This is a genomic window from Arthrobacter psychrolactophilus (assembly GCF_003219795.1).
Lineage (GTDB): Bacteria > Actinomycetota > Actinomycetes > Actinomycetales > Micrococcaceae > Specibacter > Specibacter psychrolactophilus.
In genome coordinates this window covers 1-25,522 of sequence record NZ_QJVC01000013.1, presented here as the reverse complement: position 1 = coordinate 25,522, position 25,522 = coordinate 1, and the positions used below count along the sequence as shown (strand labels likewise).

Genomic DNA, 25,522 nt, shown 5'->3' with positions numbered 1-25,522 from the left:
AGGTGCTTGTCTAGGTGAACAGCCACGAAAGGAACCATCATGACCGCCCCCAAGACCGTCACCCCACAGCAGCTCCGCAGCGTCCTGGGCCACTTCGCCACGGGCCTGACCATCATCACCTCCACGACGCCCGACGGTCCCGCTGGCTTCACCTGCCAGTCGTTCGCCTCGCTCTCGCTGGACCCGGCCCTGGTCACCTTCAGCCCGGCCCGCACCTCCTCGAGCTGGCCACTGCTGCGCGCCACGGGCCGCTTCACCATCAACATCCTGCCCGCCGAGCACCAGCACCTCTCAGCCCAGTTCGCCCGCTCCGGCGCGGACAAGTTCGCCGGCGTCAACTACAGCCTCTCGCCCCTGGGCAATCCGGTCCTGGACCAGGCCCTCGCCTGGGTGGATTGCGAGTTTCATCAAGAGTACGACGGCGGCGACCACACCATCGTGGTGGGTTCCGTGCGCTCGTTGGAGGCGCGAGCCGAGGCCAAGCCCCTGCTGTTTTACAAGGGTGCCTACGCCACAGTGGCGCAGCTTGAAGCCCTCGTGGGGTCGGCGGCATGAAGGTTCTCGGCATCGACGGCAGCCCGTACGGCCCGGGGAAAACCGCGGCCGCCGTCCAAACCATCCTGGCCGGCGCGGCCGGGCGGGGAGCAGCAACCGAGTTCCTGACCCATGACCACCCGGAGGTGGTGGCGCGCATTGCCGCGGCAGACGCCGTCGTGCTTGGCAGTCCCACGTACCGGGCCACGCACACGGCAGCCCTGCGGACCCTACTGGAGCGAATTGATCGCAAGGCCGGGGCCGAGCCGCTGGCGGGGACGCCCGTTGCGGTCGTCATGACCGGTGCCTCGGGGGAGCACTTTTTGGGTACCCGCGAGCTGTCCACGACGCTGTCGGGATTCTTCGGCACCCAGGTGTTGGCGCCGGATCTGTATTTCACCGGCAACGATTTCGACGCCCAAGGTCAGCCGGCCGGGCGGGCCGCCGAGCTAGCGCTCTTGCATGGGGAGGCGCTGGTGGATCTGGCCGCCGCCGTCAAGGGATCTGCGGCGCTTGCGGCCCTGCGTCCTTTGGTCTGAGGGTACCCACGTCGAGGGAGGAGAGCAGTTTTGTGTCCTTCGCGGGCAGCCAGAACAGGAAGCTGATGAACGCCACGGCCGTGGCCATGAGGAAGGCCGGGCCGTAGGAGAAGGCATCGACGAGGAAACCGGCGGCAATGGGGCCAATGATGGCGCCAAGATCCGAGCTCATCTGGAAGGTGGCCAGGACCTTGCCACCGGAGCGTTCGTTACCGATGACATCGGCCACCGTGGCCTGCTGAGCCGGACCCATGAGGCCGCTGCCCAGACCGGCCAGGGCGGAGACGATGAAGAACCACAGCTCGTTGCCGGTGAATCCGAGGACGCCCATCGCGATGCCGTTGACGGCCAAACCGGCCAGAATCATGGGCTTGCGACCCCACGCATCGGCCAGCTTGCCCGAGAACGTCAGGGCGAGGCCCGTTCCCATGGCGAACACGGCCAACGAGGCGCCGGCCACCTGCGGGCCGGCTCCCAGGGCTACCGTAGCAAAGAGCGGCACGAGCGCCATGCGAATACCAAAGGCCGACCAGCCGTTGGCGAAACCCGAGGTCAGCACCGCCCGGTACGCCGGCAGGGCCAGGGCTTCCTTTAGTGGCAGGACAAGCTTGGCGGCCGAGGAGCGTGCCTGGCCCGGGAGGGCGGCCGGCAACATGGTGGCCACGAGGATCGCCACCAACACCAGGGCGGCCGCGTAGACCAGGAACGGCAGGTGCAAACCCAGCCCGGCGAGCAACCCACCCACGGCAGGCCCGGCAATGTTACCCAACAGGAACGATCCCGAGTACAGGCTCGACACCCGGCCGCGTGCCTGCGGGGGAGCCATTCTGATGAGCAGCCCCATGGCCGCCACCGTGAACATCGTGGAGCCAATACCGCCCAGACCGCGGAAGAGCAGCAGCTGCCAGTAGTTCCCGGCGAAGGCGCAGGCCGCCGAGGACGCGGCGACGATGAGAATGCCCACAATATAGGTGCGTCGTTCGCCCACGCGTTCCACAAGCCAGCCGCTCAAGGGCGCGAAAAGCAGCCGGGTGAAGGCGAACGCGCTGACCACCACGGCAGCCGCCGTAACGCTCACATCAAAACTTTGCGCAAATTGCGGCAATACCGGGGCCACGATGCCAAAGCCAATGGCGATCATAAAGGCGGCGACAATGAGCACCTTGATCTCGCGAGGCAGGGGCGCCGCGGGCGGAGCGGGGGATACGGGGCTGGTTAATGACATCACCAACGAGTTTGTCACAACGCGGGTAAATCCGGCGGCCCCGGGCCCTCGTGAGAGACTGGGGGAGTGAATGAACTTCTTCCCATCATCTTGTCCATTGTTGTTGGGCTCGCCGTTATCGGCGGGCTCATTCCGGTCTTCCTGAAGGCCCGTCGCAGCAGCCAGAACTACACCGGCCCCCGTGATGCCAATGACCCGGCGCCTCTCGAGGAATCCGACGCCCACGGTGGCGGCACCCTGGTGGCGGATCGCCCCGAAACCCAGGCTCCGCCGTCGGACGAAGACGTAGAAGAGGAAGCCGAACTTCCCACCACCCCGGCGCTGGAAACCCCGCTCCCGGTGGCGGGCCGCCTGGTGCGCCTGCGGGAGCGCCTGGCGAAGTCGAACAATGCGCTCGGTAAGGGTCTGCTGGCCCTGCTCTCGCGCGACACGATCGATGAAGACGTGTGGGAAGAGGTCGAGGAGACGCTGCTGCTGGCGGACATCGGCACGGATTCCACCATGGAGCTCGTGGACACCCTGCGCGAGCGCGTGAAGGTTTTGGGTGTGCGCAGCCCGGAGCACGTGCAGGCCATGCTCCGCGAGGAACTCATCAAGCTGATCGACCCCGCCATGGATCGCACGCTGAACATCACCCGCCATGACGACCGTCCGGCCGTGCTCATGGTGGTTGGCGTCAACGGTGTTGGTAAGACCACCACGGTTGGCAAGCTGGCCCGTGTGCTCGTCGCCGAGGACAAGGACGTCTTGCTCGGTGCCGCCGATACCTTCCGTGCCGCCGCCGCAGAGCAGCTGGCCACCTGGGGTGCGCGCGTGGGCGTTCCCACCGTGAAGTCCGACGTCGATGGGGCAGACCCCGCCTCCGTCGCCTTCGAGGCGGTCAAGGCCGGCATCGACGCGGAGGTTGATGTGGTCATGATCGACACCGCCGGACGCCTGCAGAACAAGGTGGGACTCATGGACGAGCTCGGCAAGGTCAAGCGCGTCATCGAAAAGCAGGCCACTGTGGACGAGGTGCTGCTGGTCCTGGATGCCACCACGGGGCAGAACGGTTTGACGCAGGCCAAGGTCTTTTCCGAGGTTGTGAACATCACCGGTATTGTCCTGACCAAGCTGGACGGCACGGCTAAGGGTGGCATTGTCGTGGCCATTCAGAAGACGCTGGGCGTACCCGTGAAGCTGGTTGGTTTGGGCGAAGGCCCCGATGACTTGGCGCCGTTCGATGCCGAGAGCTTCGTGGACGCGCTTTTGGCGTAATTCGAGCTTTGCACGAGGGCGTCCACCGTTGTGGGCGCCCTTTTGTGTGCCAGAATGTGCCGCGAAACACGCATGAAACATAGCTGACGCAGGAGCTTTACATAGGGGCCAAAAACGTAACGCGGCGGAAATCTATTGAGCTTCATGGCGAAACACGCAGGACCCAACATTGTAAGAGTCCACATTGCACGGGCCCAAAGAGGCGGCCGGCAGTAACTCTCGCAACGAAAGGCCAGCCTAATGAATACTGGCGATACAGCTTGGGTCCTAGCATCCGCATCCTTGGTGCTGCTGATGACTCCGGGTCTAGCATTTTTCTACGGTGGCATGACCCGGGCAAAGGGTGTGCTGAACATGATGATGATGAGCTTCGGTGCCATCGCCCTGGTCGGCGTACTCTGGGTCCTCTTTGGTTACTCTGCAACGTTTGGTAAAGATATTGGTGGCGGCCTCCTCGGTAACCCCTTCGAAAAGTTTGGACTCCAGGGAGTTCTTGACACGGGCGACACCATGCCGCTCGTGGGCACGATCCCGGAAATTGCCTTCGTTGGTTTCCAGGCCGTGTTCGCCATCATCACGGTGGCCCTCATCACCGGTGCCATCGCAGACCGCGCCAAGTTTGGTGCCTGGATGCTCTTCGCCGCTATCTGGGTCACCGTTGTTTACTTCCCGGTAGCTCACTGGGTCTTCTCCTTCACCGAAGACGCAGACGGCAACCCCACCGGCGGTTGGATCGGTCAGGGTCTGGGTGTTATTGACTTTGCCGGTGGTACCGCTGTTCACATCAACGCCGGTGCAGCCGCCCTGGCCTTGGCTCTCATCCTCGGCAAGCGCAAGGGATTCGGTAAGGATTCCAGCCACCGCCCCCACAACCTCCCGTTCGTGATGCTCGGTGCCGGTCTGCTCTGGTTCGGCTGGTTTGGCTTCAACGCCGGCTCCGCTCTCGGCGCCAACGGTGTTGCAGCCTACGCCTGGATCAACACGCTCGCCGCTCCGGCAGCTGCCATCTTGGGCTGGCTCTTGGTTGAAAAGCTCCGCGACGGTCACGCCACCTCCTTGGGTGCCGCATCCGGTGCCGTCGCCGGTTTGGTCGCTATCACCCCCGCCTGCTCCGCCTTGACCCCCGTATGGTCGATCGTTCTTGGCCTCATCGCCGGTGTCATCTGCGCCTTGGCCGTTGGCCTGAAGTACCGCTTCGGGATCGATGATTCACTCGATGTTGTCGGTGTGCACCTTGTCGGCGGTATCGTCGGTACCTTGTTCATCGGGTTTGCCGCCGATCCCAACTCGCCTGCCGGTGGCCAGGGCCTGTTCTACGGTGGTGGCCTTGAACTCCTCGGCAAGCAGACCCTCGGCGCCGTCGCTGTCCTGGCCTACTCCTTCGTGATCGCCTTCGTGATCGGTTGGATCATCAACAAGACCATGGGCTTCCGTGTCTCCGAACAAGACGAAGCAGATGGCATTGACGTCACGGTTCATGCAGAATCAGCTTATGACTTGGGTGGCCGCAACTCCGGTAGCTTCTCCCCACTCCTTGAAAAACTCCCCACGACCTCCGTGTCTAAGGGTTCAACCTCCGCGGAAGCAAAGGTAGACGCATGAAACTCATTACCGCGATCATCCGCCCCGAACAACTTGACGAAGTTCGCAACGCTCTCGAAAGCTACGGCGTTCAGGGCCTGACAGTCAGCGGCGCCCACGGTTATGGACGTCAGCGTGGCCACACCGAGGTTTACCGTGGGGCTGAATACACGGTAGATCTGCACCCGAAGATCCGCATCGAGGTCCTCGCCAGCGACGAGCAGGCGTACGACCTCATGGACATCATCGTCGCCAGCTCCAACACCGGCACCGCCGGCGATGGCAAGGTCTGGATGATCGAGGTCTACGAAGCCGTTCGAGTCCGCACCGGCGAACGCGGAGTAGCAGCGATCTAAAGCACTTCACGGACCACTGGGGCCACCTCAAAGTACGACGACGGCACCCAAGGTGAGTAATTTTCTCACCTTGGGTGCCGCCGTCGTTCGCTTAAAGGGCGCTCAAGCAGCCCCTCCACCCAAAAGCGCTATAGGTGGGCATTCTCGCTATAGGCCGCGCTATCGCGAGAATGCCCAGCTATAGCGAAAACCCCCAGCTATGGCATTTCCTGCCCCTCATCACTGGGACACAACGGGGCCAGCAGTGGCGGGCTGTCAGCTCTCGTCGTTGCTGGTGGACCAGTTATCCGGGCCGAGGGAACCTGCCGGGTAGTCCTCCAGGGGAACCTCGTTGGCCTTCCATGCCGCGAAGGTGGGTTCCACAATGCGCCAGCATTCCTCGGCCGTGTCGCCGCGGACGGACAGGAGCGGATCGGCGCTGAGTACGCCGTCGAGCACTTCTCCATAAGGCAGGAGCGGATCGCTGGCCAGCGAGGCCTGTAGCTGGACGCGGTCCAGCGTGAAGAGATCGCCGGGGCCGTTGACATCCAAATCCAGGGTGAGGGTTTCCGGGCCGAAACCAATGTGCAGGCGTGTGGGGGAGTCCGTGCCCTTGAAGCCAAGGGGCAGATGCGGGACAGGTTTAAAGGTCACGACAGCCTCCTTGCGGGCGCGACCCAAGGCTTTGCCGGATCGCAGGATGAAGGGAACCCCGGCCCAACGCCAGTTGCTGACAAAGACCTCCACTTCGGCCAACGTCTCGGTGCCATTGGCAGGATCCACTCCCTCCTCATCGAGGTAGTTGGGCACGGCCCGATCCGCGATGGTGCCGGCGGTGTAACGGGCACGGCGGGTGTACCGCTCCAGATCGGCGCCCTCGCCCACATTGCTGGCCCGCAGCACGGCGGCAATATTGGAGCGCACATCCTCTTCATCGAGGGTGGCTGGCGGCTCCATCGCCATGATGGCCATGATCTGCAACAGGTGGCTTTGAATCATGTCGCGACCGGCCCCGGCGTGGTCGTAATAACGCGCACGGTTTTCCAGTGTCAGCGGCTCGTCAAAGACAATCTCTACCTTTTCAATGTGGTCGCGGTTCCAGGAGTGCTCCAACAACCTGTTGGCAAAACGCAGGCCCATGATGTTTAGAACCGTGGATTTGCCTAAGAAATGATCCACGCGGTGAATGTGGTCCTCGGGAACCAGCTTGGCCAGGGTCGCGTTGAGATCCTGTGCCGATTCGGTGCTGGAGCCAAACGGCTTCTCCATGACCAAACGGGTGCCAGCCGGCAGATCCTCCGTGGAGAGAATCTCGCAGGCCTTCTGGCTGACGGCGGGCGGCAGGGCAAAGTACAGGGCAACGGGCCCCTCGACAGTCTTCAGGAAGGTGCCGAGAACGCCCTTGGCCGTGACGTCGAGCTGGTGGTAGGTGCTGTCCGCCTGGACGCTTTTCAGCTCGGCGATTCCGTCCGCTGTTGACACGCCACCCGGGGCAAGCGCGTCGGCGAAGCTCTCGGTCAGCCGGTCTTGCCATTGCTGCGCCGGCCACGCATCATTGCCAGCACCGACAAGTTTCAGGCCCGGGGCGCGGCCCGAAGCAATCAACTTGGCCACGCCAGGAAGCAAAAGTCGGCCGGTCAGATCACCCGAGGCCCCCAAAATCACTAACGTCTTGATTCGCTCACCGGGGCTGAGCGCGGAAGCCGGGGACTCGGCGTCGGACGTTGACGTGGACTGCGGGCCAGAATCAAAAGTGGATTTCATCACGAACTCAGCATGCCACTAAGAGGCGGCAATTTCAGCACCTTGACGCGGCGGGCTTGGAATATTTAGTGGCGGCAAATCAATCCCCATTCCGTGGCGGGATGTGCAACGAAGGCGCCGCAGAGTTGGTACCCTTGATAGTTGAGTCCCTCAGGAAAGGGAGTGGGGTGGCGCAAAACGCCCTCCGCCGGTCTCATCCTGAATATCGTAAATTGCCGCGCCCCATGCGCGGGCAGGCGTCTGGCCGGTCCGCGCGGGTGTTGGTAAAACCCTGACGAAAGAAGTACGCGGCGCGTGTTCAACTCCCTATCTGATCGGTTGACAGCAACCTTCAAAAACCTCCGTGGCAAGGGCCGACTCAGCGAGGCCGACGTCGATGCCACTGTGCGCGAGATTCGTCGCGCCCTGCTGGATGCCGACGTTGCCGTTCCGGTCGTGCGCGAATTCACCGCCAAGGTGCGCGAGCGTGCGCTGGGTTCCGAGGTCAACGAGGCCCTGAACCCGGCACAGCAGATCGTCAAGATCGTCAACGAGGAACTTGTCACGATTCTGGGTGGGGAAACCCGCCGGATCAACCTGGCCAAGAACCCTCCCACCGTCATCATGCTGGCTGGTTTGCAGGGTGCCGGTAAGACCACCCTGGCCGGAAAGCTGTCCAAGTGGCTCAAGGGCCAGGGCCACAGCCCGCTCTTGGTCGCCGCCGACCTTCAGCGCCCCAACGCTGTCAAGCAGCTCCAGGTCAACGGTGAGCGCGCGGGCGTGCCCGTGTTCGCCCCGCACCCGGGTGTCAGCAGCGAATTTGAAAGTGCCACGGGCGATCCCGTAGCCGTCGCCATGGCCGGCCTGGCCGAGGCCAAGTCCAAGCTGCACGACGTCGTCATCGTGGACACCGCCGGCCGCCTGGGCATCGACGCCGAACTGATGAAGCAGGCCGCGGACATTCGCGCCGCCATCAACCCCGACGAGGTCCTCTTCGTCATCGACGCCATGATCGGTCAGGACGCCGTCAACACGGCCCAGGCCTTCAATGAGGGCGTCAACTTCACCGGTGTGGTCTTGACCAAGCTCGACGGCGACGCCCGCGGTGGTGCCGCCCTCTCGGTGGCTTCCGTCACCGGCAAGCCCGTCATGTTCGCCTCCACGGGCGAAGGCCTGGACGACTTTGAGCTCTTCCACCCGGACCGCATGGCCAGCCGCATCCTGGACATGGGTGACGTGCTCACGCTCATCGAGCAGGCTGAGAAGAACTGGGACAAGGGCGAAGCCGAGCGGATGGCGCAGAAGTTCGCCGACCAGGAAGACTTCACGCTCGACGATTTCCTCGCCCAGATGCAGCAGATCCGCAAAATGGGTTCCATGAAGAAGATGCTCATGATGATGCCTGGTGCCGCCGGCATGCGTCAGCAGCTCGAGAACTTCGACGAGCGCGAGATCGACCGTGTCGAGGCCATCGTGCGCTCCATGACCCCGCACGAGCGTGTCGCGCCGAAGATCATCAACGGATCACGCCGCGCCCGTATCGCGAAGGGTTCCGGTGTCCACGTCTCCGAGGTCAACGGTCTGCTGGAGCGTTTCGGCCAGGCGCAGAAGATGATGAAGAAGCTCGCTCAGGGTGGCGGCATTCCGGGTATGCCCGGCGTGGCTGGCCCCGGCGGTTTCAACAGCGCCCGCAAGGGTAAGCAGGGACCCAAGAAGAAGGCTCGCTCCGGTAACCCGGCCAAGGCTGCTGCGGAGCTGAAGGCCGCTCAGGAGAAGGCTAACGCTCCCAAGTCCCTGCCTACGGGCGCAGCTTTTGGTGCCGGCGCCGAGGACTTCGATCCCTCGAGCCTGAACCTGCCGAAGGGCTTTGAAAAGTTCCTCGGTAAGTAAGTTTTGCCTCTTGGGCCCCGTTCGCGTGCGTCGTACGACGTCGGACGGGGCCTTTGTCTTGCCCCTCACGTGTCAAACCCGGCACTTTGTCAGCACTTTCCGGTAATCTGCTCGAATGAGTAAAACCCGGATTGTGTTTGTCCACGGCATGGATGGCTATGGCGTTGCCGCCTGGCCTGCCCAGCACCTCTTAGCCGGGAACTACGATTGTCTCTTTCTCAAGCGCACCGGTTTTGACGCCGTCGTTCCACCTGTGGCCAGTGATTTTGAGGCCGACGCCACCATTGTCATCGACGCCCTAGGGGAGGGTGGGCATCTTGTGGCTCACGACCAAGGTGCCATCGCGGCCATGATGGCGGCCGTGGAGCGTCCCGATCTGGTCACGTCCCTGGTGCTCGTGGAGCCGGCCCTGCTGTCCCTGACAGCCGAACTTCCGGCCACCTTGGCGTATCGGGAACACATTGAGCCGTTGTTTGCCCGTAGCTCGGAGCTGAGCGACGCCGCATTCTCGGCGGAATTCCGGCGGCTCACGGCCTCCATGGCCGGGCCCAGCCGCCCCGGCTATAACTCCGGTCCGGCCGGGATGACGCTGCACGCTCCGGCCGAGTCGTCCTCACGCATCGCCGCTCGGATCCATTTGCAGGCCCCGCAGTGGAAGGCACCCCTGCATATCGTGCCCGGCGTGCCCACCCTGGTTCTCACGGGCGGCTGGGAGCCGTTGTACGAAGAAATTGCCGAGTACCTCACCACCACGGGCGCGGTGCACCGCATGGCGCCCGGCGGCCACCGTCCGCATGACGGCCCCCAGGGCGCCGAGCTGATCGCTGACTTTATTGCGGCCCAAGAGGCCGCCGGGCGGCCCTGATCATCTCAGGACGGCTGGGGCACCACAAGATCGGGCAGATAGACCTTGGCCCCGCTGGCTAAGAATTCGGCACTCTTGGCCGCCATGCCACCAGCAATCTCTTCCTGCTCGGTCGCTGTTCCATAGCTGTCCCGGATGTCCTGGCTGATGCGCATGGAACAAAACTTCGGCCCACACATGGAGCAAAAGTGCGCCGTCTTGGCAGGCTCTGCCGGCAGCGTCTCGTCGTGGAAAGCCTCGGCCGTGGCCGGATCCAGCGACAACGAGAACTGATCGCGCCACCGGAATTCAAAGCGCGCCTTGGACAGGGCATCGTCCCGGTCCCGTGCGCCCGGATGTCCCTTGGCCAGATCGGCGGCATGGGCGGCGATCTTGTAGGTGATCACCCCGGTTTTCACATCGTCTTTGTTGGGTAAGCCCAGATGTTCCTTGGGCGTGACGTAACACAGCATGGCCGTGCCGTAGCGGGCGATCTCGGTGGCTCCAATCGCGGAGGTGATGTGGTCATAGCCCGGGGCAATGTCCGTCACGAGCGGACCCAGCGTGTAAAACGGCGCCCCGTCGCACAGCTCTTGTTGCCGCTCAATATTTTCCCGCACCAGGTGGAAGGGGACGTGCCCGGGACCCTCCACCATGACCTGGACGTCGTAGCGCCACGCCCGCTTCGTCAGCTCGGCCAGGGTGTCCAGCTCGGCAAATTGGGCGGCGTCGTTCGCATCGGCCGTGGAGCCTGGGCGCAGGCCGTCTCCCAGCGAGAACGCCACGTCGTACTGGGCAAAGATCTCGCACAGCTCATCGAAATGCGTGTAGAGGAAGTTTTCCTGATGGTGGGCCAGGCACCAGCCCGCCATGATGGCGCCGCCACGGGAGACGATCCCCGTGACGCGGTTGGCCGTGAGCGGCACGTAGCGCAGCAGCACCCCGGCGTGGATGGTCATATAGTCCACGCCCTGTTCACACTGTTCGATCACGGTGTCGCGGAAAATCTCCCACGTGAGCTTATGCGCCTCACCGTTGACTTTTTCCAGCGCCTGATAGATGGGCACGGTGCCGATGGGAACCGGCGCATTGCGGATGATCCATTCCCGGGTCGTGTGAATGTCATCGCCCGTGGAGAGGTCCATGACCGTGTCGGCGCCCCACAGAGTGGCCCACTGCAACTTATCCACCTCGTCGGCGATGGAGCTCGTGATCGCGGAATTGCCGATGTTGGCATTGATCTTCACGAGGAACGCCTTGCCGATAATCATCGGCTCGGATTCCGGGTGGTTGATGTTGCTGGGGATGATGGCCCGCCCCGCCGCCAGTTCGCTGCGGACCAACTCCACGGAACAGTTCTCCCGCAGCGCCACAAACCTCATTTCGGCAGTGACGACGCCGTTGCGTGCGTAGTGCATCTGCGTCACCGTCCGCCCGGGTTGGGACCGCAACGGCGTGCGTTGCGGACCCTGCCACTCGGCAGAGGCGGCGCCCCGACGCTGAGCGGAGCGTCCGTCGTCGAGCAGTTCCCGGGAACGACCCTGATAACTCTCGCAGTCGGCGCGCTCGGCAATCCAGGACTCTCGCAGGGGAGGCAGGCCGCGGACCGGATCGCTGCCCGGACCCGCCGTGCGGTACACCTGCAGGGGTGGATTGGCCCGGCCGGGAGCCGAGTCCTCGAGGGAGATGGAGGTGACGGGAACGCTGATCCCGTGCTGTTCATCCTGCACATAGGCAAGCGTGTGGGCAGGACTTTGTTCGGTAAAGCTCATGGGTGGAACTCACTTCCTTCGCCGGCATTACCCGGACAGGTTCAACGGTCCAGGGCAGCTGCAGCCCATGTCTCAGCCCCTGCTTCGGGGCTCCCGTGTGGTCAAGGACGAAGCTACACTGCCGCAGGGGGTCGCTGTCAAGCCGTAGGATACGAACATGTTCGAAATTCGCCCCGCCGCCCTGAGTGAATTTGCGCTCCTGCCCGCCCTCGAGGCCGAGGCGGACGCCGCCTTTGAGACGCTCGATCCGCCCCTGAGTGTGGCCGACTTTCCGCCTCCCGCGGATCCTTCCGAGTACGCTGAGGCGTTCCATATTATGGTCGCGGGTCGGCCGCCGGTGGGCTTTGTGCGCTTAGAAATTGTGGACGGTCAGGCGCATCTGGAGCAATTGGCCGTGAGTCCAGAATTTGCGGGGCAGGGGATCGGCCGGGCCCTGGTGATGGCTGCCATGGCGTGGGCTAGGGAGGCCGGATTTCACGCCATGACCCTGTGTACCTTTGCGCAGGTGCCGTTCAATGCACCCTTCTATGCCAGCTGCGGCTTTAGTGAGCTTGATCATAGCCAGTGGGGTCCGGAGCTGGCTACGTTACGCGAAAGTGAAGCAATTCTGGAGACTATTGCCCCGCGCATCGCCATGAAAATAAAACTGACCCTCTCGGAATAAGTTGAAGCTTCAAGTAGTTTGCTACTATAGAGACAACAACAAACCTTGGAGACATCATGACTGCAACTAACGACCTGCTTTCCGCCGACCTCACGATGGGCACCGTGATGCTCAAGGTGGGCGACATGACGGTAATGAGTAATTACTACCAAAAGGCGCTCGGCCTGGACATTGTTGCCGAGGCTGACGGCGGCCAGTACCTAGGTCGCGGCAGCACCCCGTTGGTGCACCTGCAGCCCGCCGGTGGCCTACATATTCCCGGCCGCGGCGAGGCGGGCCTGTTCCACACCGCGCTGCTGTTCAACGATCAAGCCTCGCTGGCCGCCACGGTTGCCTCGGCCGCCCAGTACAGCCCGCAGGCCTTTGCCGGCAGCGCCGATCACCTGGTGTCCGAAGCCTTTTACTTCACCGATCCAGAGGGTAACGGCATCGAGCTGTACTGGGATCGTCCCCGGGACGCCTGGAGCTGGAAGAACGGCGAGGTGGAGATGGACACGCTGGCCCTCTCGCCCCAGCACTACCTCCAGCAGCACCTGACCGAGGAATCCGTGGTGGGCCAGCGCCAGTCCGCGGCCGACATCGGCCACGTGCACCTACAGGTGGGCGACGTCCAGAGCGCCGAGCAGTTCTACGTCAATACCCTCGGCTTCGAGAAGACCTCAAGCTTCCATGGCCAGGCCCTCTTTGTCTCCGCCGGCGGCTACCACCACCACATGGCCATGAATGTGTGGAACAGCCGCGGCGCCGGCCCCCGCAAGGACACGCTCGGCTTGGGTGAGGTTCTCATCCAGTTGCCAGGGACGGACGACGTCGGATCCCTCCACGAGCGTTTGACTCACCATGGCATCCCCGTCGCCAATACCGGCGCCGAGATTACCTTCAACGATCCGTGGAACAACCGAATTCGCGTTAGTGTTGATGCTGGACAGTCCACCATGTAATCGGTGGGCGCCCCGGCCGCCTTCGGCCGGACCCCCAACTTGAAAGGCTTGTGCGTGGCCAATTACTCTGAGTTCTTCATCGCCGACCACCATCAGGCAGTAGCCCGGGCCAAGGCCCGGGAGTCCGGAAAATCGCCCTCCATCGACGTGCCGGTGCTGCCGACGCCCGGCCTGAGCGACTTTGAGATTGAAGTACTTGGCGAGTTTGCCGTCAAAAAGGTCCACGCAACCGGCGTCCCCGCCGAGCTGAGCCTGGTTGATATTGAATTGGACACACTCTTCGCCATGCCCGACGCCCTGCTGGAGGTCTTTGCCGAGCTCAATGCTCCCGAAGACCCCGAGGATATTGTGGACCTGGCCGCCGAGTGGGCCGCCGCCGAGGAGATGGAATCAACTCCCGAGGTCACCGAGCCGCTGCTGCGCGCCCTGACGGCCATGGCAGCCGCTGCACTCTCGGCCGCCGAAGCCAACGCCAAGATGGGCTTGTTCTTCTACTCCGCCGAGTAACGTGCCGCTGCTCGCCGCACCGCCGCGGGATCATTTTTCGCCAGCGTGGTGAGTAACACGTCGCACGGTGCGGGGATCATCTGGCATAATAAAAAGGTACTCGATCCACATGGCCCCTCTCTCCGTGTGCTGATCCTGTCCTTAGGATTCTGAAGATCGGCCCGCCCCACGGGAGCGTGAGACAGAATTCGCCCCTTTTTCGAAACAGGAGTAACCACAAAAGTGGCTGTAAAGATTCGCCTTAAGCGCTTTGGTAAAATGCGCGCCCCGTACTACCGCATCGTTGTAATGGACTCACACTCAAAGCGTGACGGCCGTGCCATCGAGGAAATCGGTAAGTACCACCCGACCGAAAACCCGTCCTTCATCGAGGTCAACAGCGACCGCGCTCAGTACTGGCTCTCCGTCGGTGCTCAGCCGTCCGAGCCTGTTGCTAAGCTCCTGAAGATCACCGGTGACTGGCAGAAGTTCAAGGGAATCAAGGGCGCCGAAGGCACCTTGAAGACCAAGGCTCCGAAGGTTGCCTTCGTTGCTCCTGAAGCCAAGAATGTTGTTGTCAAGGAAGCCATCACCAAGAAGGCCAAGAAGGCTGACGAGGCTGAAGCTGCCGAGAGCACCGAGGCCGAGTAGTTTGTTGGCTGAAGCGCTGGAGCACCTAGTTCGCGGGATTGTTGACTCTCCCGAGGACGTACAGGTGAGCGTCAAGAACAACCGCCGCGGGGAATCCCTCGAAGTGCGAGTTCATCAAGACGATCTGGGCCGGGTTATTGGCCGTCAGGGTCGCACCGCCCGTGCCTTGCGCACAGTGGTTGCAGCCTTGGCCAATGGCGAGCCGGTCCGTGTTGACGTTGTTGACACTGACCGCCGCCGCTAACCTGCGTCAAAGAACCTTTCGTTCCCGTCACAAGGAACGCCAGGGAAGTTTTCAGCAGTAAAGCCAAATGTTTGGCCCCGGCACCATAATGGTGACGGGGCCAAACTTTTTACCCCCAAATTTTCTAGCAGTACATCATTCCAGCGGTACTTAGGAGTACTCATGCAGGTTCAGGTTGCCCGAATTGGCAAGCCCCACGGCATTAAGGGTGAGGTGACCGTTCTGGTCCTCACCGACGCCCCCGAATCCCGGTTTGACGTTGGCGCCGAATTCGTGGTGGAGCCGGCATCGATCGGGAGCTTGACGGTGAAGAGCTCGCGGTGGAACAAGGACATCCTGTTGTTGGGCTTCGAAGGTACCAACACCCGCAATGACGCCGAACTCCTCCGTGGCGCCACCATGTTCTTTGAGTCAGAAGATGACGAGGACGACGACGCCTGGTACGAACACGAGTTGCTGGACCTCGAGGTTCGGGTCGGCACTGAAAAGGTCGGCAAGGTGACGGGCCTGCGCACCCTCGCCGTGCAAGATCTGCTCATCGTTGAAGACAACGAAGGTGACGAGGTGCTGGTGCCCTTCGTCGACGAGATTGTCCCCGAGGTCAACATCGAGGGTGGTTACGTTCTGCTGACCCCTCCCGCTGGCCTGTTCACGGTCAATAAGGAAGTCACCGCCAGCGACGAAAGCGGCGAAGCGGCAGACCTGAATGGCTCGGAAGGATCCGCGGAATAATGCGTTTTGATGTTGTCAGCATTTTCCCGGAGTACCTGGCCCCGCTGGACCTGAGCCTCATTGGCAAGGCCCGCACCGAGGGATTGCTGGAGCTGAAGGTGCACGATCTGCGCGGCTATACGCAAGATCGCCACCGCACCGTCGATGACACCCCCTACGGTGGCGGCGCCGGCATGGTCATGAAGCCCGAGCCCTGGGCTCAGGCCCTCACCGACATTGCCGTTGCCTCACCCACGTCCGACGGCGTGAAGCCCACCTTGATCGTGCCCTCACCGGCCGGTGAGGTCTTCACTCAGGCGTTGGCCTACGAGCTCGCCGAGACCGAACACCTCGTATTCGCCTGTGGCCGTTACGAGGGCATTGACGAACGTGTCCTCGAGTGGGCCGCAGAGGATTACATCGTGCGTCCCGTGAGCCTTGGCGACTATGTGCTCAACGGTGGCGAGGTCGCCGTGCTGGCCATGGTGGAAGCCATTGGTCGCTTGGTACCGGGCGTTGTAGGTAATCCCGAGTCACTCATCGAGGAATCACACTCCGATGGGCTGCTGGAGTACCCGGTGTACACCAAGCCCTCGAGCTGGCGTGAACGTGAGGTTCCCGATGTCTTGCTCAGCGGCAACCACGGCAAGATCGCGAAGTTCCGGAAAGAACTGCAGCTGCGCCGCACCGCCGAGCGCCGCCCCGATCTCATCGCGGCCCTTGATGTCTCCAACGTCAGCAAAGCAGACAAGAACATTCTCTGGGAACTGGGATACGCCGTCGTCGATGGCCGTGCCGTTCTGCGCGAGGAAAAGTAGTTAGTCATCATGACGTGCGCTGCCGGATGAATTAGTCTGGCGGCGCCGAGTATGGCAAAATAAGTAAATGTGCCTGACTGGGCGCGTTCCTGCCACAGGGGGAGCGTTAGTCAACAGAGCAGCACACCGGTGTCCCATTCGCGGAAACCGGTCCAATTCTTTCGTTTCCTTGACATGGCCCACGCGCCGTCCAAGTGATTCGTGACACAAAGTAAATGACCTGTGGCGTTTACCTGGAGTGAGAAAAATGCAGATTCTCGATTCTGTCGACGCAGCCAGCCTGCGTAGCGACATCCCCGCCTTCCGCGCCGGTGATACCCTCAACGTTCACGTGAACATCATTGAAGGTTCCCGCTCGCGTGTCCAGGTATTCAAGGGCTTCGTCCTTGGCCGCCAGGGCGATGGCCTCCGCGAGACCTTCACGGTCCGCAAGGTCTCCTTCGGTGTCGGTGTAGAGCGTACCTTCCCGGTACACTCCCCGGTTCTGGAAAAGATCGAAGTTGTCACCAAGGGTGACGTTCGCCGCGCCAAGCTGTACTACATGCGTAACCTGCGCGGCAAGGCTGCAAAGATCAAGGAAAAGCGCGACAACCTCCCCGCTAAGTAATAAAGGGGAGTCGCACTTTGACTCGTGCGAAACGCCAGTCCAGGAAACTGGGCTGGCGTTTTGTGTTTCTAGCGGTGGCCTTGATCTTCGTGTTCCTGGCGTTGGTGCGCAACACCTGGGTGGATGTGTATTACATCCCGTCCGAATCGATGGAGCCGCTGCTGCTGACCGGGGACCGGGTTTTAGTCTCCCGCACAGCATTCAGCCACACACCCATTGAGCGTGGGGATGTGGTGGTCTTTGACGGTCGTGGCTCCTTCACGCCCTTGACGTCCGGTGCCGGGGCCTTTGCCGACGGCGTAGTGGGTGCGGGCCAATGGCTCGGCCTGGTGCCCAACAACAATATTTACGTCAAACGTGTCTTGGGCGTTGCCGGCGACACCGTCAAGTGCTGTTCCGCGGACGGCCTGTTGGAGATTAACGGCGTTCCCGTCACTGAGAGTTACCTGTATCCCGGGGATGAACCCAGCGCGTTGCCCTTCGAGGTCACGGTGCCGCAGGGTAGGTTGTGGCTTATGGGCGATCACCGCAATGTCTCACTTGATTCACGATCGCTCCTGGGTGCGCCCGGAGGCGGCTTGATTTCCACCTCCAAGGTCATTGGTTCACCCAGTGTGACGATCTGGCCGCTCGATCGGATACACCCCATCCTCAGCGATGGTTCGGCGTTATCTGGCCGGTGAGCGGCCCGCAGCACCTGGCCGGTGTTGTACCAAGAATTCTTTGACCTGACTTCGCTAAGGAAATAGACGTTGATGCAAGAGAATGTGCCGGACGATGTCAACGGTGCATCGCGCCCTGAGGGCCACGAGCCGGCTCACGGCGAGAAGCGCGTCCGGCAGGATTGGCGCGCGCGCCACCTGAAGAAGTCTGGGCAGCCTCCTGCCGCGGCCCATGAGGCGAGTCACCTCGAGACGCACGACGACGACACCCCCACCCAGCGTTGGGCCCGCCAGGTGTTGTCCTGGGGCAAGGAATTGCTCACGATCGTGGTCATTGCTGTGGTCCTGTCCTTCCTCATCAAGACCTTTCTCTTCCGCGCCTTTTACATCCCCTCCGGATCCATGGAAAACACCCTAGAGATTCAGGACCGGATCTTCGTCAACCTCCTGGTTCCCGAGCCCATGTCGCTCAAGCGCGGGGACGTGGTGGTCTTTAAGGACTCGCAGGGCTGGCTGCCGGCCACGGAGGCCGCGGGCTCCTCGAACTGGCTCGGCGACGCCGCCACCTTCATTGGCCTGGCCCCCGATAGCTCGGAGCAGCACCTCGTCAAGCGTGTCATCGGCCTGCCGGGCGACCATGTCAGCTGCTGCAGCGCCGACGGCAAGTTGACCGTCAACGGTGTGGCCATCACCGAGCCCTACCTTTTCCCGGGCGCCACGCCGTCGGACACCACCTTTGATGTGGTGGTTCCCGCTGGGCACCTCTGGGTCATGGGCGATCATCGCAATAACTCCATGGACTCCCGTGCCCACAACGACCTCAACGGCACCGGCTTCGTGCCGATCGACGATGTGGAGGGACGCGCCGTCGTGATTGCCTGGCCGCTCGCCCGCTGGGGCTACCTGGGCAACTTCCCGGACGTGTTCGACGCCGTGCCGGAGCCCAGTAGCGCCAGCGTCGGCTCGGAACAGCACACGGCGGTGGGTCAGTAGTGGCAGCCGCAGCACCCACCCTCGGCTGGGAACGGGAACTCGCGGCGCAGGGTTACGCCGTCGTGGCCGGCTGCGACGAGGTGGGCCGTGGCTCCCTCGCCGGACCTGTCAGTGTTGGCGTGGTCATTATTCGGCCCGAGACGGCCGTGGAGCTGCCCGGCGTCAAGGACAGCAAATTGCTCCGCCCGGCCGTGCGCGAGGCTTTGATCCCGGACATCCTCGCGTGGGCAGACGCCAGCGCGGTAGGCCATGCGGCCGCGCATGAAATTGACTCACTGGGCTTGGTCAGCGCCCTTCGGCTGGCCGGCATGCGGGCCCTGACTCAGGCCGCTGGCACTCTCATGCCCGATTTCGTCATCCTCGACGGCAATCAAGATTGGCTCTCGGAACCGGCCCAGGCCGACCTCTTCGGCTCCTCGCTGCCCGCCGCCGCGCCCGTGCCTTGGACGCTGCAGACCCGCATCAAGGCCGATATGAGCTGCCTCTCCGTCGCTGCCGCCAGCGTCCTGGCCAAGGTGGAGCGCGACGCCATCATGATGGGTCTGGCCGAAATGTACCCGGCCTTTGGCTGGGATGCCAATATGGGCTACGGAACTGCCTCGCACCGCGCCGCCATCGTCGCCGACGGCCCCACCGATTTCCACCGCAAGACCTGGCGCCTCGTCTAATGACCTCCCCTTCTTGTGTCCCACACGCCGGGTCGTTGGGTAAGTCGTGGCCATGTGATGGATGATGGAAGCATGAGTGCTGAGGATCTGGAAAACTACGAAACCGATATGGAGCTGCAGCTATACCGCGAATACCGCGATGTGGTGAATCTGTTCAGCTATGTGGTGGAAACCGAACGACGTTTTTACCTGGCCAACCATGTGGATTTGCAGGCGCGCTCTGCCGACGGCGAGGTGTACTTTGACCTGACCCTGCAAGATGCCTGGGTCTGGGATGTGTACCGCACGGCCCGCTTCGTGAAGAACGTGCGCGTCATTACCTTCAAGGACGTCAATGTCGAGGAGCTCATCAAATCCGATGATCTGCAGGTGCCTAAGGACGGCCAGTTAGGTTCACTGGGCTAGGGCGTTATCGTCTAGCCAGCCATAAGCCAAGAGGGAAGGTCGACGCCGGAACGAAAGTTCCGCCGTCGACCTTCCCTCTTGTTGTCCCCAGACTTAGGCTCAGGACTCTTAGGTTCAGGGGCGGTTCAGGCTTTCGGGGCATGCGCCCCGTCATAAGCCTCGCGCGCCGTCACGATGCGCGGCATATTGGCCTTGGTCCACTCCTCGAGAGCCAACATGGGCTCGGAGAGGCTGCGGCCGGAAGCGGTGAGCTCATACTCGACGCGAGGAGGAATCTGGGCGAAGATGGTCCGCGCCACGAGGCCGTCGCGCTCCAGGCCGCGCAGGGTCTGGGTGAGCATCTTCTGGGACACGCCGTCCACCGTCTTGGCGAGCTCCGAAAAACGCCGGGGCCCCTGCGTCAAGGCGCCCACCACGAGGACACTCCACCGGTCACCGACTCGGTCCAGAACTTGTCGCGAAGGACAATTCCGGTCGTAGGGATCCCACACTGGCTCGTTCATGATGTTCTTCTCCACTCTTGATGTCGCTATGAGTCTAACAAAGATTTAGTATCCCTGAGTGTGTTACTCTCTTTTAGTAACCTAGTTTTGATGATTCGTAACGATGTGGCGCAAGGCCACGGGCAAGGAGCTCCAACTTGGCAAAGATCAACGTAATTGGTGGAACCGGATACGCAGGCAGCAACATTGTGCGCGAGGCAGTTAAGCGCGGACACGATGTGACCTCCTTCAGCCGGAACCTTCCCGAAACCCCCGTCGACGGCGCCCGGTACGTCACCGGCTCGGTCCTGGATGCCGACTTCCTCGCCACGACCGCTGCCGGCGCCGATGTTGTGATCGAGGCGCTGTCCCCGCGCGGCGAGCTCGTTGGCAAGCTCGAGGGCGTCTTCGATGCACTCCTGCCGCACGTCAAGGGCTCCGGTGCACGCCTTGGAGTCATTGGTGGCGCCGGTTCCTTGCAGGTAGCTCCCGGTGGCCCACTCGTCATGGACACCCCCGGCTTCCCAGCCGAGATCCTGCCCGAGTCCAAGACGGCAGGCGCCTTGCTGGAGACCCTGAAGGCAGGTTCTGACAAGCTCAGCTGGTTCTATGTCAGCCCCGCCGGCGGATTCGGTGGCTTTGCTCCCGGCGAGGCAACCGGCGCATACCGTACCGGTGGAGACGTCTTGCTCGTTGACGACGAGGGTAACTCCAACATCTCCGGTGCCGACTTTGCGCTGGCCGTCGTCGATGAGGTCGAGTCACCGGCACACAACAACCAGCGTTTCACGGTGGCCTACTAAGCCCTCCTGAACTTTTCTGAGGCGGTGCCCGGTGGATCAATTCCGCAGGGCACCGCCTTTTGTTCCCCCACAAGTTTTGTTCCTCCACAGGCACAGGTGATGGTACGACACTCCACATTCGCCTCCGGTGCTCTGTCGCTTCCTTTCCCGTCGCGCAAGGCTTGCAGTGGAGGCGGATATGAGAAGCAAAGATGAGTTGGGTCAGCGCGGTGAGCGGTTGGCCGCTGACTATCTGGAGGAGCGTGGGATTCGGGTCATCGACAGTAATTGGCGATGTTCCACCGGAGAGATTGATCTCGTGGCCATCGACGGGGCCGACCTGGTCATCGTTGAGGTCAAGACGCGGCGTTCCCGTCGGTACGGTGATCCGCTCGAGGCGATCACCCGGGCTAAGCTCCTGCGGCTGCGCACGCTGGCCGTACTGTGGGCGCGTGAGCACAATCATGTGATCGGGGCGTTGCGGATCGATGCCATGGGCATCTTGATGGACAAAGGGGCCGAAGTCAGCATCGACCATCTTAGGGGTGTGGCCTGATGGGGCTGGGGCGGTCCTTAGCTGTGGCGCTCGTGGGACTCAACGGCCATGTCATCGAGGTTGAGGCCGATATCGGCCAAACCTTGCCCAACTTTATTCTTCTAGGGCTTCCCGATGCGTCCCTGAACGAGGCCCGGGAACGGATCCGTTCGGCGGCGCAAAACTCTGGAATTCCCCTGAGTCGACGCAAAATCACCGTCAATCTCGTCCCCGCGTCCCTGCCGAAAAAGGGCTCGGCCTTTGACCTGGCCATCGTGATGGCTGCCCTAGAGGCCGCGGGCGATGTGCGGGGGACCGGGCGGAGTGTGTTCATCGCCGAGTTGGGCCTGGATGGGCGGCTACGCCCCGTGCGTGGCATCTTGCCGGCCGTCGTGGCAGCCATGGCTGCCGGTCACGGCGACGTTGTTGTGGCCGAGAGCAATCTGGCCGAGGCGCGGCTCGTCAAGGGTGCCCACGTGCGCGGCTATGCGTGTCTGGCCGAGGTGGCACTGTCCTTCGGTGCCAACCCGGCCGAGCTGCGGGGCCTCGACAGTCAATGGCTCACAGATCCTGACGCACTTGTGGCCGTCTCAGGGCCATCGGAACCCGGCGAGAGCCTTGACCTTTCCGAGGTCGCGGGGCAGTCCGTCGCCCGGCTGGCCTTGGAAATTGCCGCGGCAGGCGGGCACCACCTCATGATGGTGGGTCCGCCGGGGTCGGGCAAAACCATGCTGGCCGAACGACTGCCGGGGCTGCTGCCCGATCTCAATGACGCCGAGGCCATGGAGGTCACCGCGATTCATTCCCTCGAGCACAGGGCCGCTGGACTCGCCGCCCTGATTCACCGGCCACCCTATGAAAAGCCACACCACACGGCCAGCACGGCGGCCATCATCGGAGGTGGTAGCGGCATTCCGCGTCCGGGTGCTGCATCACGGGCGCATCGCGGTGTACTTTTCTTAGATGAGGCTCCCGAATTTGATAAGAGAGTCCTCGATGCCCTGAGGCAACCGCTCGAAAGTGGGGAGCTGATCCTGCACCGCTCAGCCGGAACCGCATCCTATCCGGCCCGCTTTCAGCTGGTTTTGGCGGCAAATCCCTGTCCCTGTGGCAAGGCCACGGGCAAGGGGCTGAATTGCGAATGCACTCCCATGGCGCGCAAACGCTATTTTGGTAGGCTCTCCGGCCCGCTCCTGGACCGGGTGGATATTCAGCTTCAGGTCAATAAGGTGCCCCTGGCGCACCTCGCCGATCTAGCACCGCGAGAGTCAACGGCGCAGGTGGCGGCACGTGTCAGGCTTGCCCGGGACCTAGCCAGCGACAGGCTCAAGGTCTGGGGCTTGGCGCACAACGCCGACCTGACGGGCAAGATCCTGCGTGGTCCCTTGCGCCTGAGCGGACACGACACCGCTTTGCTCGATAAGGCCATGGGTGTGGGAGTGCTGAGCGCTAGGGGCTATGACCGAGTTCTGCGGCTGGCCTGGTCGGCCGCCGATTTGCAGGGGCTGAGCCATCCGGGCAGTGAGGAAGTCGGGCTGGCCTTGACGTTACGACAACGAGGGGAGGGGCTATGAGTGACAGTCACCCGCGAGGATCGGTGGCGTGGGCCGGCCACGGGATCCGTGTTGCGCGAGCAGCGCTGACCCGGCTGATGGAACCGGCGGATATGCCCGGCCTAGCCTTGATCGAGGCACTTGGTCCCGAGGAAGCCCTGGCACTGATCGAGAGCACCGTCGACTCCGACGCCACGGTGGAACGAGAGGTGACCGAGGTTCTAGCTGCGGCAGGAACACGGCGATGGTCGGGGCTCGCCGAGGCATTGACGCGGTGGCGGCCGCGACTGGTTGATATCGCGCCGCAGCGGGATCTTGACACCGTGAGAAGGTTCGGTGGCGGGCTCATTATTCCGGAAGACGACGGCTGGCCACAGGCCCTGCACGACCTGGAACTTGGCGCACCGATTGCGTTGTGGCGCCGAGGTACCCGCACGTTATTTCCGGAGCAGTCGCGGTGCATTGCCGTGGTCGGATCTCGGGACTGTACCAGCTATGGCGCGAACGTCACGGCTGAGATCGCCACCTCCCTCGTTCAACGGAACTTCACGGTCGTCAGTGGCGGCGCCTACGGCATTGACGCGCATGCACACCGAGGCGCGCTGGCTGTCGCATCTGGGGCCTCGGCACTCATGGCGGGAGGGTCACCATCCCTACCGCTGACCAAGCGCGAGTCAGAGGCGCAGCCACCCACCGTTGCCGTCATGGCCGGGGGAGTGGATCGCTTTTATCCCTCTGGCAATGACGAGCTGCTGCACACCATCACCGAGCAGGGAATGGTCCTCGCCGAGGTCCCACCGGGGACAAACCCCACACGCTATCGGTTCCTGCAACGCAACCGTCTCATCGCCGCACTGTGCCAGGCCACCGTGGTGGTGGAGGCCAGATGGCGATCCGGGGCACTCAACACGGCACACCATGCTGCAACGCTCAGCAGAATGGTCGGAGCCGTGCCGGGATCGGTGTATTCGGCCAATTCCGCCGGATGCCACCGACTGCTAAAAGAAGGAGCCGCGGTGTGCGTCACGGATGCCGCCGACATTGCCGAGCTAGCCGGATCGATCGGGGAACACCTCGTGGACGAGCCCACAGGCGACGACGCCCTGTACGACGGGCTGGGCACGCAAGACCTGCTGCTCCTTGACGCGTTGCCGTTGCGCACCGCAACCACCGTAGACAAGTTGTGCGTCGTCGCGGGCCTGAGCGCGCAGACGGTGCTGTCCGGACTTGGCAGGCTCGAGGTCATGGGGTTGGCGGAGCGGCTGGCCAGCGGGTGGAAACGCCGCATCTGGTGACAGCGGCTAGCGTGCCAAGGGTGCTCCCTGGGGACCCGGAGGAAAATCGAGGGGATTACAGACAAGAGCTGCGGCCAGTGGCAGGATGTCTCATATGAGCGAAGATGAGGGACACGCAGTTCCGGTGCGCCGCCGTCGTGCCAGGCAACGAAACATCTTCTTGGTGTTCCTTGGCATCTTTGTCGTGGCCGCCATCGTCAGCGTTGCGTTCTTGGGAAACCTTGCCGTGAGCTTTGATAACAAGACTCAAACCATTCCCAGTGCCTTTCCCAATGAAACCCTGCGCCCGACGAAAGCTACGGAAGGTCCCGCCGCAGGGGCAGTAAATATCCTGCTTCTGGGCAGCGATAGCAGAGGAGCTGCCGTAGATCTGGCGGAGGAAGGGGCTGCCTCGGATCAGCGCTCGGACACGATGATGTGGGCGCATATTCCCTCGGACCGAAAGCACATCTACCTCATGTCGATCATGCGCGACACCTGGGTGGACATTCCGGGATATGGGCAAGCGAAAATCAACGCGGCGATGGCTTTCGGTGGGGTTCCGCTTGTTGTGGAGACCCTTGAGGGGATGTTTAAGAGTCGCATCGACCACGTTGCCATTGTCGACTTCGAGGGTTTCAAGACCATCACCGATGCCTTGGGCGGTGTCACGGTGGATGTTCCGGTGTCCTTTTCCTCGAGCCACGGCGATTACACGTTCACTACCGGGCCACAAAAGCTCAACGGCGATCAGGCTCTGGCCTTTGTTCGCGAACGATATGCCTTCATTGACGGGGACTACCAGCGGGTCAGGAATCAGCAGATCTTTTTGAAGTCTCTCCTCGCGGCAGTGTTAACCCCCTCAACCTTGACCAATCCGCTCAAGGTCACAGAGCTCGTGGATCAGGTTGCCCCCTACATCAGCGTCGATGTCGGATTGGATGCCAAGGCGGTGGGGGCGCTCGCGCTGAGCCTGAAGAGCGTTCGAGGCAGCGACGTCGTCTCCTTCACCTTGCCTACTTTGGGTACCGGAACGAGTGCGGACGGGCAATCTATCGTGTTGCTTGACCAGGCAGCTGTTTCCGCTATCGCCCAGGCGCTGAGCGACGATACCCTCGGCGACCATATCGCGCAGGCCGGGTTAGGTTAGCTGCGACAGGAGCGCTTTGCCAGTCCTGAGGCTAGTTTGCCGTTCCGATTCTTCCTCTTTGCCCGGGCAGGGGAGAGCACTCGCTTCGTCCACTCATCTCTCGTCTTTGGTTCGGAAGTATATGTGAGAACTTTTCTGCTGGCTATTGTTTATCGAATACTCTGGGTTTAAAATTG

The 25,522-nt window shown here is 62.5% G+C and carries 28 protein-coding genes and 1 riboswitch; of the genes, 24 read left to right on the top strand and 4 right to left on the bottom strand.

Annotated elements, in window-relative coordinates; translation table 11 throughout:
* Window positions 1-39 precede the first annotated feature (39 nt).
* Together CVS30_RS12370 and CVS30_RS12365 are read left to right on the top strand one after the other, a co-directional pair.
* Window positions 40-555, top strand: coding sequence for a flavin reductase family protein (locus tag CVS30_RS12370; RefSeq protein WP_110485642.1), 516 nt, complete (start codon window positions 40-42; stop codon window positions 553-555).
* On the top strand, window positions 552-1,073 hold the full coding sequence (locus CVS30_RS12365; protein WP_110485641.1) for an NAD(P)H-dependent oxidoreductase: 522 nt from the start codon (window positions 552-554) through the stop codon (window positions 1,071-1,073). Before CVS30_RS12370 ends, CVS30_RS12365 begins: the two co-directional genes overlap by 4 nt.
* On the opposite strand, the gene CVS30_RS12360 is transcribed toward CVS30_RS12365, so the two are convergent.
* Complete coding sequence (locus CVS30_RS12360; RefSeq protein WP_110485640.1) at window positions 1,030-2,298, bottom strand: MFS transporter; 1,269 nt, start codon at window positions 2,296-2,298, stop codon at window positions 1,030-1,032. The two genes, CVS30_RS12365 and CVS30_RS12360, sit on opposite strands and share 44 nt — an antisense overlap.
* Before the next feature lie 66 nt (window positions 2,299-2,364).
* Between CVS30_RS12360 and ftsY the strand changes: the two genes are divergently transcribed.
* The 3 genes from ftsY (at window position 2,365) to CVS30_RS12345 (ending at window position 5,492) form a co-directional block, all read left to right on the top strand.
* Window positions 2,365-3,555: a signal recognition particle-docking protein FtsY gene (ftsY, locus tag CVS30_RS12355; RefSeq protein WP_110485639.1), complete on the top strand. Its 1,191-nt coding sequence runs from the start codon at window positions 2,365-2,367 to the stop codon at window positions 3,553-3,555.
* A gap of 240 nt (window positions 3,556-3,795) precedes the next feature.
* On the top strand, window positions 3,796-5,157 hold the full coding sequence (locus CVS30_RS12350; protein ID WP_110485638.1) for an ammonium transporter: 1,362 nt from the start codon (window positions 3,796-3,798) through the stop codon (window positions 5,155-5,157).
* Window positions 5,154-5,492: a P-II family nitrogen regulator gene (locus tag CVS30_RS12345; protein WP_110485637.1), complete on the top strand. Its 339-nt coding sequence runs from the start codon at window positions 5,154-5,156 to the stop codon at window positions 5,490-5,492. Before CVS30_RS12350 ends, CVS30_RS12345 begins: the two co-directional genes overlap by 4 nt.
* Before the next feature lie 255 nt (window positions 5,493-5,747).
* Here CVS30_RS12345 and CVS30_RS12340 read toward each other — a convergent pair whose 3' ends face one another.
* Window positions 5,748-7,235 (bottom strand): glucose-6-phosphate dehydrogenase, encoded by a 1,488-nt coding sequence (locus tag CVS30_RS12340; protein WP_110485636.1) that lies wholly within the window; start codon window positions 7,233-7,235, stop codon window positions 5,748-5,750.
* Window positions 7,236-7,529: 294 nt separating this feature from the next.
* On the opposite strand from CVS30_RS12340, the gene ffh reads away from it, so the two are divergent.
* The gene (ffh, locus tag CVS30_RS12335; protein ID WP_110485635.1) at window positions 7,530-9,104 is read left to right on the top strand and encodes a signal recognition particle protein; all 1,575 of its coding nucleotides are present in this window, start codon (window positions 7,530-7,532) and stop codon (window positions 9,102-9,104) included.
* A gap of 115 nt (window positions 9,105-9,219) precedes the next feature.
* Window positions 9,220-9,969 (top strand): alpha/beta fold hydrolase, encoded by a 750-nt coding sequence (locus tag CVS30_RS12330; RefSeq protein WP_110485634.1) that lies wholly within the window; start codon window positions 9,220-9,222, stop codon window positions 9,967-9,969.
* 5 nt (window positions 9,970-9,974) lie between these two features.
* Here CVS30_RS12330 and thiC read toward each other — a convergent pair whose 3' ends face one another.
* Entirely contained in the window at window positions 9,975-11,720 is a 1,746-nt protein-coding gene (gene thiC, locus CVS30_RS12325) for a phosphomethylpyrimidine synthase ThiC (RefSeq protein WP_110485633.1), read from the bottom strand.
* Window positions 11,717-11,827, bottom strand: a riboswitch (TPP riboswitch). Its footprint overlaps the gene before it by 4 nt.
* A 50-nt stretch (window positions 11,828-11,877) precedes the next feature.
* Here thiC and CVS30_RS12320 point away from each other — a divergent pair.
* The 12 genes from CVS30_RS12320 (at window position 11,878) to CVS30_RS12265 (ending at window position 19,570) form a co-directional block, all read left to right on the top strand.
* Window positions 11,878-12,384, top strand: coding sequence for a GNAT family N-acetyltransferase (locus CVS30_RS12320; protein WP_110485632.1), 507 nt, complete (start codon window positions 11,878-11,880; stop codon window positions 12,382-12,384).
* 56 nt (window positions 12,385-12,440) lie between these two features.
* Window positions 12,441-13,325 carry a VOC family protein gene (locus CVS30_RS12315; protein WP_110485631.1) on the top strand — a complete coding sequence of 295 codons (885 nt, stop codon included), beginning with the start codon at window positions 12,441-12,443 and terminating at the stop codon, window positions 13,323-13,325.
* A gap of 54 nt (window positions 13,326-13,379) precedes the next feature.
* Entirely contained in the window at window positions 13,380-13,832 is a 453-nt protein-coding gene (locus CVS30_RS12310; RefSeq protein ID WP_146233393.1) for a hypothetical protein, read from the top strand.
* Between the two features lie 222 nt (window positions 13,833-14,054).
* Window positions 14,055-14,462 carry a 30S ribosomal protein S16 gene (gene rpsP / locus CVS30_RS12305; RefSeq protein WP_110485629.1) on the top strand — a complete coding sequence of 136 codons (408 nt, stop codon included), beginning with the start codon at window positions 14,055-14,057 and terminating at the stop codon, window positions 14,460-14,462.
* A gap of 1 nt (window position 14,463) precedes the next feature.
* Window positions 14,464-14,706, top strand: a complete 243-nt coding sequence (locus CVS30_RS12300; RefSeq protein WP_044571187.1) for an RNA-binding protein — start codon at window positions 14,464-14,466, stop codon at window positions 14,704-14,706.
* Between the two features lie 162 nt (window positions 14,707-14,868).
* Window positions 14,869-15,438 (top strand): ribosome maturation factor RimM, encoded by a 570-nt coding sequence (rimM, locus tag CVS30_RS12295; RefSeq protein ID WP_110485628.1) that lies wholly within the window; start codon window positions 14,869-14,871, stop codon window positions 15,436-15,438.
* Window positions 15,438-16,235 carry a tRNA (guanosine(37)-N1)-methyltransferase TrmD gene (gene trmD, locus CVS30_RS12290; protein ID WP_110485627.1) on the top strand — a complete coding sequence of 266 codons (798 nt, stop codon included), beginning with the start codon at window positions 15,438-15,440 and terminating at the stop codon, window positions 16,233-16,235. The genes rimM and trmD overlap by 1 nt, the downstream gene beginning before the upstream one ends.
* Window positions 16,236-16,482: 247 nt before the next feature.
* Complete coding sequence (gene rplS, locus CVS30_RS12285; protein WP_110485626.1) at window positions 16,483-16,842, top strand: 50S ribosomal protein L19; 360 nt, start codon at window positions 16,483-16,485, stop codon at window positions 16,840-16,842.
* A gap of 17 nt (window positions 16,843-16,859) precedes the next feature.
* On the top strand, window positions 16,860-17,525 hold the full coding sequence (gene lepB / locus CVS30_RS12280) for a signal peptidase I (RefSeq protein WP_110485625.1): 666 nt from the start codon (window positions 16,860-16,862) through the stop codon (window positions 17,523-17,525).
* 72 nt (window positions 17,526-17,597) lie between these two features.
* The gene (lepB, locus tag CVS30_RS12275) at window positions 17,598-18,497 is read left to right on the top strand and encodes a signal peptidase I (protein WP_110485624.1); all 900 of its coding nucleotides are present in this window, start codon (window positions 17,598-17,600) and stop codon (window positions 18,495-18,497) included.
* Entirely contained in the window at window positions 18,497-19,165 is a 669-nt protein-coding gene (gene rnhB, locus CVS30_RS12270) for a ribonuclease HII (RefSeq protein ID WP_110485623.1), read from the top strand. The genes lepB (CVS30_RS12275) and rnhB overlap by 1 nt, the downstream gene beginning before the upstream one ends.
* Before the next feature lie 72 nt (window positions 19,166-19,237).
* On the top strand, window positions 19,238-19,570 hold the full coding sequence (locus CVS30_RS12265; protein ID WP_110485622.1) for a DUF2469 domain-containing protein: 333 nt from the start codon (window positions 19,238-19,240) through the stop codon (window positions 19,568-19,570).
* Between the two features lie 125 nt (window positions 19,571-19,695).
* On the opposite strand, the gene CVS30_RS12260 is transcribed toward CVS30_RS12265, so the two are convergent.
* The gene (locus CVS30_RS12260; protein ID WP_110485621.1) at window positions 19,696-20,073 is read right to left on the bottom strand and encodes a winged helix-turn-helix transcriptional regulator; all 378 of its coding nucleotides are present in this window, start codon (window positions 20,071-20,073) and stop codon (window positions 19,696-19,698) included.
* Window positions 20,074-20,210: 137 nt separating this feature from the next.
* Here CVS30_RS12260 and CVS30_RS12255 point away from each other — a divergent pair, with 137 nt between their 5' ends.
* The 5 genes from CVS30_RS12255 to CVS30_RS12235 all read left to right on the top strand — a co-directional run bounded on the left by CVS30_RS12255 (window position 20,211) and on the right by CVS30_RS12235 (window position 25,346).
* The gene (locus tag CVS30_RS12255; RefSeq protein ID WP_110485620.1) at window positions 20,211-20,855 is read left to right on the top strand and encodes an NAD(P)-dependent oxidoreductase; all 645 of its coding nucleotides are present in this window, start codon (window positions 20,211-20,213) and stop codon (window positions 20,853-20,855) included.
* 178 nt (window positions 20,856-21,033) lie between these two features.
* On the top strand, window positions 21,034-21,390 hold the full coding sequence (locus tag CVS30_RS12250; protein ID WP_110485619.1) for a YraN family protein: 357 nt from the start codon (window positions 21,034-21,036) through the stop codon (window positions 21,388-21,390).
* Window positions 21,390-22,943, top strand: a complete 1,554-nt coding sequence (locus CVS30_RS12245) for a YifB family Mg chelatase-like AAA ATPase (protein WP_110485618.1) — start codon at window positions 21,390-21,392, stop codon at window positions 22,941-22,943. The genes CVS30_RS12250 and CVS30_RS12245 overlap by 1 nt, the downstream gene beginning before the upstream one ends.
* Window positions 22,940-24,217 carry a DNA-processing protein DprA gene (locus CVS30_RS12240; RefSeq protein WP_110485617.1) on the top strand — a complete coding sequence of 426 codons (1,278 nt, stop codon included), beginning with the start codon at window positions 22,940-22,942 and terminating at the stop codon, window positions 24,215-24,217. The genes CVS30_RS12245 and CVS30_RS12240 overlap by 4 nt, the downstream gene beginning before the upstream one ends.
* A 94-nt stretch (window positions 24,218-24,311) precedes the next feature.
* Entirely contained in the window at window positions 24,312-25,346 is a 1,035-nt protein-coding gene (locus CVS30_RS12235) for an LCP family protein (protein WP_245934583.1), read from the top strand.
* Window positions 25,347-25,522 lie beyond the last annotated feature (176 nt).